Source organism: Arthrobacter sp. StoSoilB22 (assembly GCF_019977315.1).
GTDB lineage: Bacteria > Actinomycetota > Actinomycetes > Actinomycetales > Micrococcaceae > Arthrobacter.
This window is the reverse complement of record NZ_AP024652.1, coordinates 1,037,609-1,050,991: the sequence shown is the minus strand read 5'-3', so window position 1 is coordinate 1,050,991 and position 13,383 is coordinate 1,037,609. Positions and strand designations below refer to the sequence as shown.

The 13,383-nt window shown below is 61.1% G+C and carries 13 protein-coding genes; 2 read left to right on the top strand and 11 right to left on the bottom strand.

The features are described from left to right. Positions 1 to 38 precede the first annotated feature (38 nt). From LDN70_RS05150 to LDN70_RS05130, 5 genes are all read right to left on the bottom strand, one after another. Complete coding sequence (locus tag LDN70_RS05150; RefSeq protein WP_223941954.1) at positions 39 to 1,118, bottom strand: ribonuclease HI family protein; 1,080 nt, start codon at positions 1,116 to 1,118, stop codon at positions 39 to 41. 211 nt (positions 1,119 to 1,329) lie between these two features. After that, entirely contained in the window at positions 1,330 to 2,955 is a 1,626-nt protein-coding gene (gene groL, locus LDN70_RS05145) for a chaperonin GroEL (RefSeq protein ID WP_142940101.1), read from the bottom strand. A 297-nt stretch (positions 2,956 to 3,252) separates the two neighbouring features. Beyond that, a complete protein-coding gene (locus tag LDN70_RS05140; RefSeq protein ID WP_011773737.1) occupies positions 3,253 to 3,456 on the bottom strand; it encodes a cold-shock protein in 204 nt (67 codons plus the stop codon). A gap of 171 nt (positions 3,457 to 3,627) precedes the next feature. Further along, the gene (locus tag LDN70_RS05135; protein ID WP_166841608.1) at positions 3,628 to 4,260 is read right to left on the bottom strand and encodes a LytR C-terminal domain-containing protein; all 633 of its coding nucleotides are present in this window, start codon (positions 4,258 to 4,260) and stop codon (positions 3,628 to 3,630) included. Positions 4,261 to 4,309: 49 nt separating this feature from the next. Continuing rightward, complete coding sequence (locus LDN70_RS05130) at positions 4,310 to 4,645, bottom strand: DUF3263 domain-containing protein (protein WP_024819788.1); 336 nt, start codon at positions 4,643 to 4,645, stop codon at positions 4,310 to 4,312. Positions 4,646 to 4,755: 110 nt separating this feature from the next. Here LDN70_RS05130 and LDN70_RS05125 point away from each other — a divergent pair, with 110 nt between their 5' ends. Together LDN70_RS05125 and LDN70_RS05120 are read left to right on the top strand one after the other, a co-directional pair. Beyond that, positions 4,756 to 5,523: a uracil-DNA glycosylase gene (locus LDN70_RS05125; RefSeq protein WP_187697273.1), complete on the top strand. Its 768-nt coding sequence runs from the start codon at positions 4,756 to 4,758 to the stop codon at positions 5,521 to 5,523. Positions 5,524 to 5,605: 82 nt separating this feature from the next. Continuing rightward, positions 5,606 to 6,445 (top strand): siderophore-interacting protein, encoded by an 840-nt coding sequence (locus LDN70_RS05120; RefSeq protein ID WP_142940104.1) that lies wholly within the window; start codon positions 5,606 to 5,608, stop codon positions 6,443 to 6,445. A 111-nt stretch (positions 6,446 to 6,556) separates the two neighbouring features. Here the strand turns inward: LDN70_RS05120 and LDN70_RS05115 are convergent, their stop codons facing one another. The 6 genes from LDN70_RS05115 to LDN70_RS05090 all read right to left on the bottom strand — a co-directional run bounded on the left by LDN70_RS05115 (position 6,557) and on the right by LDN70_RS05090 (position 13,239). Further along, positions 6,557 to 8,044 (bottom strand): threonine/serine exporter family protein, encoded by a 1,488-nt coding sequence (locus LDN70_RS05115; RefSeq protein ID WP_142940105.1) that lies wholly within the window; start codon positions 8,042 to 8,044, stop codon positions 6,557 to 6,559. Between the two features lie 27 nt (positions 8,045 to 8,071). Then, entirely contained in the window at positions 8,072 to 9,388 is a 1,317-nt protein-coding gene (locus LDN70_RS05110; protein ID WP_142940106.1) for a peptidoglycan bridge formation glycyltransferase FemA/FemB family protein, read from the bottom strand. A gap of 110 nt (positions 9,389 to 9,498) precedes the next feature. Continuing rightward, on the bottom strand, positions 9,499 to 10,587 hold the full coding sequence (locus LDN70_RS05105; RefSeq protein WP_142940107.1) for a lipid II:glycine glycyltransferase FemX: 1,089 nt from the start codon (positions 10,585 to 10,587) through the stop codon (positions 9,499 to 9,501). A gap of 108 nt (positions 10,588 to 10,695) precedes the next feature. After that, positions 10,696 to 11,517, bottom strand: a complete 822-nt coding sequence (locus tag LDN70_RS05100; protein ID WP_166841610.1) for a DNA/RNA non-specific endonuclease — start codon at positions 11,515 to 11,517, stop codon at positions 10,696 to 10,698. A 15-nt stretch (positions 11,518 to 11,532) separates the two neighbouring features. Next, positions 11,533 to 11,784 carry a hypothetical protein gene (locus LDN70_RS05095; protein ID WP_142940109.1) on the bottom strand — a complete coding sequence of 84 codons (252 nt, stop codon included), beginning with the start codon at positions 11,782 to 11,784 and terminating at the stop codon, positions 11,533 to 11,535. Positions 11,785 to 11,826: 42 nt separating this feature from the next. Beyond that, positions 11,827 to 13,239, bottom strand: coding sequence for an L-serine ammonia-lyase (locus LDN70_RS05090; protein ID WP_223941953.1), 1,413 nt, complete (start codon positions 13,237 to 13,239; stop codon positions 11,827 to 11,829). Positions 13,240 to 13,383 lie beyond the last annotated feature (144 nt).

Below are 13,383 nucleotides of genomic sequence, written 5' to 3'. Positions count from 1 at the left end.
CGTTCAGCGTCAGTTCTCCGGCCTAGCTTTCATCCGACCTAGCTTTCAATAGTCCCCTGGTGGAAACGAAGTCGCCATTGGCCGCGGTCCAGCATCCAGACGGAACTGCGAAGTGCTGAGCCCGTGGTTGCGAAGCTTCGGTAATTCAACAGCATGGTGTTGTCGCTGAGCCGGTCTGCGCTGAGCAGTTCCAGTTCAGTCGGTTCTCCCGGGTCCTCTTCCAAAGCCACCATCATGGCGTCCCGCGTCCAGAACCTGCCCGAACTCCCGATCTCCGCGAAGTCCGGGTGGAGCAGCACAGCAATCCTGCCAATGTCCGCCCTCACATCGGGCCGAAGCAGTTCCCGCTCCAGCGCCAAGACGGTGTCCTCCGCCGACAACTGCTGGGACGAGGCGTCATCCTCCAGCTCACTGAAGAGATCGGCCTGGCCAAAGATGCCGGATTCGCCAAAGAGCGTCGGCTCAAAATGCGGTCGAAGGCTTCGGTCTGCCTTCGTGGCCGTGGAAGCAGCGCCCACAGCGGAGGCGCCGGCACCGGTGCTTGAAGAGACGGGCAGAGGAGCACTGTCTTGCATACGTGACTCAGCCTGCCGCTGCGACTCAGCCTGCTGCTGCGAGCCTTCCCGCTCTTGGCTCGGACCGCCCTCGTGGGCTCCAGGGAACCCAGGGCCTGCTCGGTGCGCAACGCCCTGCTGGTAGGCGGTAGCAACAGCGCGGGCGCGCTCGTCTGCTGCTTCATTGAGGGGGTGACCAGCATGGCCCTTGACCCATTCGAAGGAGTATTTACGGCCAACGATCACTTGATCAATGTCCTTGAGAAGGTCCACATTCAGCACGGGCTTGCCGTCGGCCTTGCGCCAACCCTTCCGCTTCCATCCCGGCATCCACTTGGTGATGCAGTTAATGACGTATTGGCTGTCGCAAAGGATCAGCAGTTCTTCCTGCGGCACGTGGGCCGTGGACCGGAACAGGTCCAGGACGGCCATTAGTTCGCCCTGATTGTTGGTACCGTGCGGCCAACCCCCTGCTCGCCAACAGGAGTCATCAACATACCAGGCCCAACCGGCCGGCCCAGGATTACCGAGGGCAGACCCATCGGCGGCAGCAATAATCGTCATGGGGTTAATCCTGCCAGACCCCACCGACACTGAAACCGTGCTAGCACCCAACTAGGTCGCATCAGTGCGCGTTCTGAGCCCTCTAAACGCGCACTGATGCGACCTAGTTGGGCTGGGACCGCAAAACGGCGGCCCCCACCAAATGGTGAGGACCGCCGTCGTAATGCTATTCAGCGTGATGCCGGGTGCTGTATCGCTACAGCAGGGAGACTTAGAAGCCGCCCATGCCGCCCATGTCGTCGCCGCCGGGAGCCGGAGCGTTCTTCTCAGGCTTGTCAGCAACTACGGCCTCGGTGGTCAGGAAGAGACCAGCGATGGAAGCAGCGTTCTGGAGAGCCGAGCGGGTGACCTTTACGGGGTCGTTGACGCCGGCAGCCAGAAGGTCTTCGTACTCGCCCGTGGCAGCGTTCAGGCCGTGGCCGGAAGGCAGGCCGCGAACCTTGTCCACCACAACGCCCGGCTCAAGGCCAGCGTTGAAGGCGATCTGCTTCAGCGGTGCATCGATGGCAACCTTGACGATGTTGGCACCGGTTGCCTCGTCACCCTGGAGGGTGAGGTTGGCGAATGCCTTGGCACCAGCCTGGATGAGGGCTACGCCACCACCGGCAACGATGCCTTCTTCAACAGCAGCCTTTGCGTTGCGGACTGCGTCCTCAATGCGGTGCTTGCGTTCCTTGAGCTCAACTTCGGTTGCGGCACCGGCCTTGATGACTGCAACGCCGCCGGCCAGCTTGGCCAGGCGTTCCTGCAGCTTCTCGCGGTCGTAGTCGGAGTCGGAGTTCTCGATCTCGGCGCGGATCTGGGCCACGCGGCCTGCGATCTGATCGGCGTCGCCGGCACCTTCAACGATGGTGGTCTCGTCCTTGGTGACAACAACCTTGCGGGCGGTGCCGAGGAGTTCCAGGCCAGCGTTTTCGAGCTTGAGGCCAACTTCTTCGGAGATGACCTGGCCACCGGTGAGGATGGCGATATCGGCCAGCTGTGCCTTGCGGCGGTCACCGAAGCCCGGAGCCTTGACGGCAACGGACTTGAAGGTGCCACGGATCTTGTTGACGATCAGGGTGGCCAAGGCCTCGCCCTCGATGTCTTCGGCGATGATCAGCAGCGGCTTGTTGGACTGCATGACCTTCTCCAGAACCGTGACGAGTTCCTTCACGTTGGAGATCTTGGAGTTGACGATGAGGATGTACGGGTCTTCGAGGACCGTTTCCTGGCGCTCTGCGTCGGTGACGAAGTAAGCGGAGATGTAACCCTTGTCGAAGCGCATGCCTTCGGTGAGTTCGAGCTCCAGGCCGAAGGTGTTGGATTCCTCGACCGTGATGACGCCTTCCTTGCCCACCTTGTCCAGGGCTTCGGCGATGAGGCTGCCGATTTCCGGGTCGCCGGCGGAGATGGAAGCGGTAGCTGCGATCTCTTCCTTGGTCTCGATTTCCTTGGCGGAGGCGAGCAGTTCGCTGATGACTGCCTCAACAGCCTTCTCGATACCGCGCTTGAGGGACAGCGGGTCGGCGCCGGCGGCAACGTTGCGCAGGCCTTCCTTCACCAGTGCCTGGGCGAGGACGGTTGCAGTGGTAGTACCGTCGCCAGCGACGTCATCCGTCTTCTTGGCAACTTCCTTGACCAGTTCTGCACCGATCTTCTCGTAGGGGTCGTCCAGTTCGATCTCCTTGGCGATGGAAACGCCATCGTTGGTGATCGTGGGGGCGCCCCACTTCTTTTCGAGGACGACGTTGCGTCCACGCGGGCCGAGGGTGACCTTGACGGCGTCTGCGAGGATGTTCAGGCCCCGCTCGAGGCCGCGGCGTGCCTCTTCATCAAATGCAATGATCTTGGCCATAACGGCGGTAGTCCTTTCGGGACAGTCGTTAAGAAGGTACCTGTCAGATGGGGTGCCCGCGACGGACGGTCCATTGCTTGCGGCCTCTGTATGCCACGCGCTCCGGACCTCACCCCACCAAGGTGTTTCTTGATCCTCCGCAGATTCGACGCCTGCCCGCCGCCGGGATGAGCCGGGCCGGACTTAGCAGTCGAACCGTAGGAGTGCTAACTCAATAATTAGCACTCGACCGGTGAGAGTGCAAGCAGGGATGCCACTTCCCGCTACAAATGGGAGGGCTTTCAGCCGTGGGCTGACCTACGCGACGCGGACGCCTTCGGCCTGCGGACCCTTCTGGCCCTCCCCAAGTTCGAACTCAACACGCTGACCTTCTTCGAGGGCGCGGAAGCCATCCATCTGAATGGCCGACCAATGCACAAAGACGTCGTCGCCGGATTCATCCACAGTGATGAATCCGTAGCCTTTTTCGGCGTTGAACCATTTGACGGTTCCCAAAGCCATAATGCCCACACTTTCGCAGTAGCCAAGACCGGCTGCCGGGATCTCCGTACCGGAATCAATCCACTGTAACCACTGTCACCATCACCGCGCTGCCCCAAAGAGCGAAGGCACCGCTTTTGTTATTGAGGCTTAACCGAGTTGGGCCTTATCGCTTCCAGCCGGGCGTGATTCTTATTGGAAACCGGGGCCGGCCACAACCACCAGGGGTTGTTGAACCTCAGGCGTTTCCACAATGGTTTGAATGCCCAGCAAGGTTCCCAGGGCCTCAGCGTTCGCCTTTTGCTCCGGGGCGTTGTAGAAGATCACGGACGTCTGCTGCGGCAGTCCACCCCAGTTCCCCACCGTGCTCAACGCCCAACCATCACCCTGAACGAGGCCGGCCACACGCCCGGCCAAGCCGGCTGTTCCAGCGCCGTTGTACACAGCTACCGGAGTGGTCTTGTCCACAGGAGCCGAGGAGGGAGTCGCAGAAGGAGAATCCGACGGCGCCGGTTCGGTGCTGGCTTGACTGCCGGGATCGCCGGAGGCGGACGGCGCGCTGCTCGCTTCAGTGGGTGCAGCTGACGGTGCTGTTGAAGTCTGCTGGGGTGCCGGCGTCGTGGCGTTTGATGCTGCGCCCGGTGATACCAGCCCAAGGTTGGGGAGGATCAGGAAGGCCACCAGTCCGAGCACCAAGGCCACTGCCCCAACGGTCAGGACCGGCCACAGGGTGGGGCGTGCGGTCTCTTGGGCGTCGCGGTGAACGCCTTGACGGGACGTGTTCTGCGGAACCCGGTCGAATTCGTCCTTGGCATATTTGGTCATGGTGAAGCGGTGTCCTTGCTGGTTGCTGCTGACTGATCAGCCTGGCGATTTACGCGTCGGACCCCAAGCGACGTGCAGTCCTCGCACGCTGGCGGGACGTACGTAGTCTACGCAGTCTCTTGACGAGCATGGGATCGTGGGCCAACGCGTCCTCGGTATCGATCAGCGCGTTCAGGATCTGATAATAGTGGGTGGCGGAGAGGTCGAACAGCTCGCGGATAGCCTGTTCTTTGGCCCCGGCGTACTTCCACCACTGCCGCTCCAGTGCCAGCATCTGCTGATCCCGTTCGCTCAACGGAGAGTCGCTGCGGGTCTCGGCTGCGAGGTCCTCGAGCGCGAAACCTGTGGCCTGCGACGCCATCGGTTCCGGTGCTGGTTCTGCCACGGCACACTCCTTCGACGCTTATTGGGGGGAAAATGTCCTACCCCCATGCTACGGGCGAATAACAAGGCTGTCATTCGCAGTGCGGGTGCCGCGCGGGAGACAATAGCGTGATGACTGGCGAGGATGCACTCTTTGATCTTGAACCTGCCGACTCGGCCGACCCGGGCTTCGCCGCGTTGTGTGAGGCGCCGCTCGAAGACCTGATGGCTCCCGACTGGGCCGACGCCTTGCGCCCTGTGGAAGGCCAACTCCGGGAGACCCTGAAGTACGTGGCCGGCCAATCCTCAAACGGCGCACAGGTTCTTCCTGCGGCCAAAAACCTGCTGCGGGCTTTCGAGCAACCGCTGGCCGATGTCAAAGTCTTGATTCTCGGCCAGGATCCCTACCCGACTCCCGGCCACGCCGTTGGACTTTCCTTCGCAGTGTCGCGGCAAACACGGCCCATCCCCCGAAGCCTGGTCAACATCTATCGCGAACTCCACGACGACCTCGGACTTCCACCGCGCGTCCACGGCGATCTCGGCGCCTGGACCGAGCAAGGCGTCCTGCTCCTGAACCGAGTCCTCAGCGTCGAAGCCGGGAACGCCGGTTCCCACCGCGGCAAAGGTTGGGAGGCCATTACGACGGCGGCGGTCACCGCCGTCGTAAACCGTACAGACGGCGATGGGCGGCAAAGTCCGCTGGTGGCGATCTTGTGGGGCAAGGACGCCGAGGGCGTGGTGCCGCTGCTGGGCGGGGCGCCGTCCATCGTGTCCGTCCATCCGAGTCCGCTTTCGGCCTCGAGGGGTTTCTTCGGCTCAAAGCCCTTTAGCCGGACCAACGATCTCCTGGTGGGTTTGGGCGCGGACCCCATCAACTGGGAACTGCCGGTTCTGTAGACTCACGGCTGCAACCTCCGGCAGCTGTAACCTTCGACTCATACCCAGCCGGTGCGCAGGTCATTAGCTTAGGCTTGCCTACATGACTGCACTCCCCGTCACTTCATCCGCTTCACGCAAGACTCGCCCGCAGGTGACCCTGACCGTCCTGCGCAACGAACGCCTGTCACCGCACATGGTTCGGATCGTTGCAGGCGGACCAGGATTCAGTGACTACGCGAACAACGAATACGTGGACCGATACGTCAAGATCGTCTTCCCCCAACCCGGCGTGGAGTACGAACTCCCGCTGGACTTGTGGGCCATCCGCGACACCATGCCCCGCGAGCAGTGGCCCCACACTCGTACGTACACCATCCGCTGGGTGGACTTGGAAGCTCAGGAACTGGCCATCGACTTTGTGGTCCACGGCGACGAAGGACTGGCTGGCCCCTGGGCTGCAGCGGCCAAGCCCGGCGATTCACTGACGTTCACAGGTCCGGGCGGTGCCTACAACCCCGCACCTGGCGCCGACTGGTACCTGTTCGCCGGCGACGACGCCGCCATACCGGCCATTGCGGCCTGTGTTGAGGCCCTTGCTCCGGATGCCCGCGGCACCGTGTTCCTTGAAGTGGACAACGAGGCGGACATTCTTCCGATTTCCGCACCCGCAGGTGTGGAGTTGCACTGGCTGCTGCGCAAAGGGATTCAGGCGGGATCCAGCCACCTGCTCCTTGAAGCACTAAGAAACACCGAATGGCTGCCGGGACGAGTGGATGTCTTCGCTCACGGCGAGCGGGGCTACATGAAGGGTCTCCGCGAGATCTTCTTCGTGCAGCGCCGCTTGGAGCGTTCGCAGGTATCGCTCTCCGGGTATTGGGCGCAGGGTCGCGTGGAGGAAGTCTTCCAGGCAGAAAAGAAGCTCCCCGTCGGACAAATCTAGACTCAGGTCAAATCTAGACTCAGGACAGATCCAGACTCAGGACAGATCAAGCGTCACTTCTTAAAGCCGAACGGCGCCGCCTCATTGGGCAGCGCCGTTCGGCTTTTGTGGTTAGCGCCTGCGTACCCTGCGCCGTTCGTTGCTGGACAACCCCTTCGTGAGCGGTCTGGCCAAGTTGTCGCCCAGCACAATGCCCGCCGCCACTCCCAGCACTATGGCGCCGGCGTTGAGCATTCCACCCGCACCCAGAAGGATGTTGCCCCCCTCAACGGTGAGCGCGTACATGGAGCGGAAGATCGTCAGACCTGGCAGCAGGATCAGTGCAGCTGGAACAGCCACCACAAGCTGCGGTGCCCCGAGTTTGAGCGCCACTACACGGCCCAACAAGCCGATGGCCACGGCGGCGACCGCTGGTGACAAGCGGTCGCCAAGGCCGGCTTCGCCCACCCCCCACAAGACGAAGAAGCCCACTATGCCAACTGCCGCCGTCGGGAGTAACAGCCGCATTTGAGTCTGTTCGGTGACGCCGATGGCCACCACCGCGATGGCAATGAGCACTGCCTGGATCCACAGCGGATACGCGTCCGGGAAGGTTTGCGTGACGTCCAGGACGGCGCTGCCCATGAGCGTTCCCACCACCACGGCGACGCCGATACCTGCCACGATCGCACCGAATGTCAGTGCCGTGGAAAGAAAGCGGCCCGCCGCCGTTACCGGGAAGCCGTTGATCGCGTCTTGAACAGATGAGACAAGTCGACCCGTTGGCAGCAGCAGCAGGATTCCGCCGGCAACCACAATGGAAGGAGCAATGTCCACACCCGCCCACCGCAGCATCAGGGCAATAAAGGTAACCAGGAATGCGCACGCCATGGTGTTGAAGAAGTCCGCTGTGCGCCACCGTGCTAGCTGCCGGGAGAGCAGGCTGATCAGGATATTGGAGCAGAAGGCAACCACCGACGCGCCCAGTCCCCCACCCAGTACGCCAACAAATACCGCCGAGAAAATACCGAACGCTATGGTGACCATCCACCGGGGGAACGGTTTGGCGCTGCGGATGATCTCGTTCAACCTGCGCACGGCTTCGTCACGGCCTACTCCCCCTGCCACGATGTCCGTGACCAACTGATGCACCTGAGCCAGGCCAGCGTAGTTGTTGGTCCAGGAGCGCACTACACGCAGCAGCGTGATGGGAGTCTGGTCTTTGGGCGCATAGTTGATGGCCACCGACTGGTTGGTGATGTCCACTTCAACGTTCTTAAGGCCAAGAGCTGCTGTGACCGCAATCATGCTGGTCTCCACCTCAAGGGCACCTGCACCATAACGGAACATGACTTCGGCCAAATGCAGAGCGAAGTCGATGGTCTTGCGGGCCGAAGCGTCCACACCCACCACTTGAATGGTGGGGTTGGCGTAAGGACTTCCGGCCAACCGGTCCACGATGTTCATGGGTGCGGTGGGCGGGCTATCGCCTTGAACCAAACGCATCAGCATGCGCTTGGCGTTGACGTTCTGCCGGACCTGGGATGGCCGCAACGGCTGGGTTTTAGGCAACCCGTCGGTATGGGGCCTGTTGGCGGACCCGTCGGGGCGTTCAGTCACGCGGTGATCCTCCCTTGGCTTGTGTGATTAGCGATTCCTCCGAAATTTTCCTACTACCGGCAATTTCTCAAGGGGCAATCGTCCCAGAACTGTCTGGGCGGCCCCTGCGAGCTTCCTGACCGCGCGGTAGCCATGGAAGATGAGCGGGTTCACCGGCGCTACGAAATCGCCCACCAACTGGACCACCTCGCCACCGAAGCCCTTCTTGAATTCGTAGCCTCCATGGCCGGTTTCATCCTGGCCTTGGATACCGAACGTGCCATAGAAGTTGTAGCGCGAGTATCCGTTGTTCAACGCGTGCAGCATCATGCCCCAGTAAAGGGACGTGGCGCCGTTGAAGTAGATGTAGTCCTGCACTGTTCCGCCAATGACGCACACCAGTTCGTCGCCGGAGCACGCAAAGTGGATGGCGGCCACCGTAGCCACACCCACGGAATCGGGGAAGCGTTCAATGTCCTTGAGGCTGCGCTCGTAGCTGTCCACCAGGTCCTGGACCACTTTGACCCGGTTGGCCTTCTTCTTGCTGCCGGTCTCCTCGACCTCGCGCTTCAGATCGGCCAAGGTCTTGGACTCGGCTTCCAGGCGCTCCGTGATGGAGGCCCGGTACTCGGGAATGTTGATCTTGGCCATCATGAGCTTGGTGAACTCATCGGAGGTATTCCGCAGGAGTTGCTCGTAGTACTCGCGTTCGCGGTACGTGAAGCCCTTCTCATCACCAGCGGTGCTCAGCGCGTTGTAAAAATCGTCCAGCGTCTCCAGCGTGGCCTGTTCCAGGTAGACGCCGTTCTTCTCGGCTTTACGGATGGCCTTGCGCGTGCGGTAGTTCATCCCCATGATGAGCTCTTCGGAGTCAGCGATCCCGTCGAGCTGCTTGATGAACATCCAGTTGATATTGGCGAAGTTCATGTCGAAGCCCTGGTGCGTGAAGCCAAGCCCTTTGAGCTCCTTCAGCAGCGGGCGGTTGTCTTCAACTTCGGGGTGTTCGGCGCCTTCTTCGTCCCGCGCGATGTACCGGATGTTGGGCGAAATGCGCAGCTCGGCAGCCTTCTTGGAGGCCGCATGCTTCTTCAACCGCTCGACGACGAAGCTCACCACTGTGGGGTCGCTGTAGTCCATCAGGGGTCCCTTGGCGCAGTCTGCGGTCTTGTACCCGATGCGGTTGGACGTGTACACCAGCTTTCCCGCAGCAATGAGGGTGCCGCCGCGAGTCACACCGAAGAGTTCCACTTCCTGCCCACGGGCGCGCTGGAAACGCGTCAGATCCATGGACTGGATGAAGCTCCCCTGCGGGTGTCCCTTGGCGAATGTCTCGAAATCAGCGTCACTGAGAATCACGAATTCCATGTCGGTTCCAGCCTCAATCGGAGTCAAAGAAATTACCTCACCTAAAAGTAGATTGCACCCGTTGGTGGCCGGGGCGGGCCTGAATTTGGCGTGCTGGCTGCGGGTGGCCGTCAGTAGAACTGACCGCCGGTACGCCTGGTTTCGAGCCTTCTGAACACCTTCTCAGCGCCCTTGAGCCACAGCTTGTGGCGGACGGGGCCCAGGACAAGGTCATAACAACCCACGAAGTCCGTCACGGTTTTGGTGAAGCTTGTCTTGAACGATCCCAGTCCGTACAGGGGGTGGCTCTTGTCCTTGATCCGGTCAGCAGAGGGTGTGCCGCAGAAGTCGTACTCCACGCAACCGAGCTCCTGCATACGCTGGATCGCTGCCCATTGGACCAGATGGGAGTCGCCGTACTGCTTGCGGTTCTGGGTAGAGCCGCCGTCCTTGTACGTCGCTTTCGATCCGTAATTGATGACGAATGCACCAACGCTAGGTGCGCCGTCCTCATATACGAAGAAGAAGTGGCCCTGCCCACGGCTGCAGAACTCTTCCCAGAACCTGGAGTAGTACTCGTAGCTCCGCAGCGGCATGGAGCCTTTAGCGTCCATGGTGTTCCGCATGAGGGCGTAGAGCTTGCGGTAGCTGTCCTCACCCGGCTCGGCCTGAACTACCTCGCAGCCTTCACGCTCCGCCCTACGCACGGCATTACGGGCACGCGAGGATATGCTGCGGAGGACTTCATTGGCCGGCGCGGAGATATCCAGCAGAGCCGTGGAGTCATTGGACTGGATGTTGGGAGCTTTGACCAGTCCGGCGGCATTAAGTTCTGCCACGGCCTCAGCCGAGTCCACAATGTCAGGCTCGATCTTGATGCTGAAGACGTTCATCTTCTTCTCGCGAGCCAGCGCGGCCACTGCTTTCAGGGCCGGCTGAATGTCACTGACCTCCAGGACGTCCGGTCCCTTGATCAGGTACCAGAGCCGACCCATTACGGGGAACTTCTTCTCCAGGAGCAGGTTGTAGCTGGAGTACTCCTGAGTCTCCACGACGAGCCGCCGGACGAGCCAGCCGTTTCCGTCCTTGACCGCCGCGTAGGCGTCCGACTGCAGCATGTTGCCGCCGTTCGGATTTGCCGTGACGTGCTTGTCCCAGTTATCGATTTCCTCGGCGGTGGCAAAGCGGGCGGTAAATTCTCGCAAGGTGGCCGTGTCCAATCTCAGGGTTTTGGTGCAGTGTTCAAAAGCGTAGTGCGCATGCGGACATGCAGCCCCAAGTCTATCGGGGTATGTGGATATCGCCCGATTCTGCTGGATCACCACGGTTCAGAGCCTGATCTGCTCCATGCTCTCCAGCTCTATGGCCCTGGGTTCCACGCCGGATTCCCGCTGGCCGCTCACAAGCCGATCCGCATTGATCAGCCTGCTGAGGCTGAGCCCGGTCAGATCCGCTATCTGCCCGATGGGCACTTGGAACGTCCTGAAGGGGCCCAGCGGCGGTGGCTCGCCCTCAAGGAGCCGCTGGACGATTGCCTTCTTCAGCTCCACCTTGCCCAGCATGGGTGACTGGTCCAGGACAAAGCCGACGGCGGCCAGCTTGGCGTCGTTGGTCCATGCCGCAATTTTCCAAAACTTTCGAGGGATCTGAACACCCCGATATACGGGGTCGTCATCGACAAACACCGGCCCCGTGAACACGCTCAGCTTTGCGTCATAGGCATCAGCATGGCCAAGAACGTGGTCTTCGAGCCCCACCCAGAGCTCCTTGCCCTGATTGAAGTCATCAATTTGTGGTGCCGCATTGGTGTAACTAAAGGTGTCCTGATTGGCTTTCTTCGCCGTTGCTGAATCGCCCCACACCGGATCCAGGCGCCGGACCAGATGGCCGCGATCAAACGCATTGTTCTTGTACAGATCCGGGCCGGCCTGCTGCTCCCGGGGGATTCTGTCATCCACATGCCATGACCCCTCACGGGCCAGCGGCACCAGTTCCTTGCCGTTGATGTTCACTCCCACAATTGCCGCGAGCTTCCGGGCAACCCGGAACCGCACGGAGAAGTGGGTGTAGTCCAAAAGAATGGTGGTTGCCGACGGACTGGGCAGTTCAAGCCGTGTCCGCAGAAAGTCCCTGCTGTATCCCCCGCTCATGGATACAGCATGACATCAGGGGCTGACAGTAATGGGGCGCCGGGCCCTTCGCTGCTCAAGAAGTGCCACCACAACGGCCGCCACTGGGCCGGCGACGGGCACAGCAAGCGCCAATAGCGCCAACGCGAACCGAACGCCCGGTGAGAAGGACTTAGTGCGAAGTACCAGGATCAGGGCAGCTACAAACAGAAGCAGTGACACTAGCCCGGCCCCCACCACTGCGGCTTCCCAAAGCGTGGGAACAATGGGATTTACTTGATCATTCATACGGTCCCCCCAGAGACAGTTGTGAACCCACAGCCTACAGAATTAGCATTCGACGACGTTGACGGCCAGGCCGCCCATCGCGGTTTCCTTGTACTTATGGGACATGTCCTTGCCCGTCTCCCGCATGGTCACGATCACCTCATCCAACGACACCCGATGCGTCCCATCCCCCCACAACGCCATCTTCGCCGCGTTGATGGCCTTCGCCGCCGCGATCGCGTTCCGCTCAATACACGGAATCTGCACCAACCCCCCGATCGGATCACACGTCAGCCCCAGATTATGCTCCATGGCGATCTCCGCCGCGTTCTCCACCTGACCCGGCGTACCGCCCATCACCTCCGCCAACCCGGCAGCAGCCATCGACGACGCCGACCCCACCTCACCCTGGCACCCCACCTCAGCACCCGAAATGGACGCCTGCTCCTTATACAAAACCCCCACAGCACCGGCAGCGAGCAGGAACTTCACCACCACATCTTCCCGGTCCTGCTGGGTAGCTTTGTCCATGCCCGGGGCGTAGTTCAACGCGTAATACAACACCGCCGGAATAATGCCCGCCGCACCATTGGTCGGCGCCGTTACCACCCGGCCACCGGAAGCGTTCTCCTCATTGACCGCCAACGCGATCAGGTTCACCCACTCCTGCCAATACTTCGGATCATTCCGGTCCTTGTCCTCCTTCAGGAGCCGCTCCAACCAATCAGGAGAACGACGACGAACCTTCAAACCGCCGGGCAACACACCCTCACGCTTCAACGACGTTTCAACACAGGCCTCCATCACGGACCAGATATGCAGAAGACCCTCACGGATCTCCTCCTCAGACCTGCTGGCACGCTCATTGATGAACATGATGTCGCTAATGCCCAACCCCTTGGACGAACACCGGCCCATCAACTCCGCCGCCGTCCTAAACGGCAACGGCAACTCCTTCTTCGACTCCTCAAGATCCTCCAGGGCCGCGTCTTCCTCACCCTCCCGGACAATGAACCCACCACCCACCGAAAAGAACGTCGCCTCCCTGAGAACGTTCCCCTCAGCATCAGAGACCTGAAACTTCATCCCATTCGTATGCCGCGGCAACACCGTCAACGGATGAAGAACCATATCCTCCACCGCATACGGCAACTCCACACCCCCACCCGAAGCACCAGCCAGATTCAGCACACCCGTCTCGGCGATCGCAGCGAGCCGTTCCTCAACCTCGTCCGGCAGGATCAGCTCAGGGTGATAACCCTCCAAACCCAGCAACGTAGCCGTCATGGTCCCATGCCCCCGGCCCGTCGCAGCCAACGAACCATACAAATCAACCCGCAGCGAAGCCACCGAACCCAGGACACCAGCGTCCTTGAGCTCCCGGGCAAACACCGCCCCGGCCCGCATCGGCCCCACAGTATGAGAACTCGACGGGCCAATACCCACAGTAAACAGATCGAAAACGCCAACAGCCATGGTCGGGATTCCTTAACAAAGCTTGAAAACGGTCCGGCAGATGGTCCTACCGGAGGGCCGCCCCCCGTGTGCCGGTCAGCCCGGCGCCCAATTCGGGGTCTAGCTGCAGAACATGCCGTGCGCACGGCACAGCCCGCAGCGAAC

What these genes read in the sequence shown, in the direction of transcription:
- LDN70_RS05100 (WP_166841610.1), bottom strand. Translation starts at nt 11,517, where the DNA reads ATGAGCGGGGGATACAGCAGGGACTTTCTGCGGACACGGCTTGAACTG.
- LDN70_RS05140 (WP_011773737.1), bottom strand. Translation starts at nt 3,456, where the DNA reads ATGGCTTTGGGAACCGTCAAATGGTTCAACGCCGAAAAAGGCTACGGA.
- LDN70_RS05150 (WP_223941954.1), bottom strand. Translation starts at nt 1,118, where the DNA reads ATGACGATTATTGCTGCCGCCGATGGGTCTGCCCTCGGTAATCCTGGG.
- LDN70_RS05095 (WP_142940109.1), bottom strand. Translation starts at nt 11,784, where the DNA reads ATGAATGATCAAGTAAATCCCATTGTTCCCACGCTTTGGGAAGCCGCA.
- LDN70_RS05120 (WP_142940104.1), top strand. Translation starts at nt 5,606, where the DNA reads ATGACTGCACTCCCCGTCACTTCATCCGCTTCACGCAAGACTCGCCCG.
- LDN70_RS05110 (WP_142940106.1), bottom strand. Translation starts at nt 9,388, where the DNA reads ATGGAATTCGTGATTCTCAGTGACGCTGATTTCGAGACATTCGCCAAG.
- LDN70_RS05125 (WP_187697273.1), top strand. Translation starts at nt 4,756, where the DNA reads ATGACTGGCGAGGATGCACTCTTTGATCTTGAACCTGCCGACTCGGCC.
- LDN70_RS05135 (WP_166841608.1), bottom strand. Translation starts at nt 4,260, where the DNA reads ATGACCAAATATGCCAAGGACGAATTCGACCGGGTTCCGCAGAACACG.
- LDN70_RS05090 (WP_223941953.1), bottom strand. Translation starts at nt 13,239, where the DNA reads ATGGCTGTTGGCGTTTTCGATCTGTTTACTGTGGGTATTGGCCCGTCG.
- groL (WP_142940101.1), bottom strand. Translation starts at nt 2,955, where the DNA reads ATGGCCAAGATCATTGCATTTGATGAAGAGGCACGCCGCGGCCTCGAG.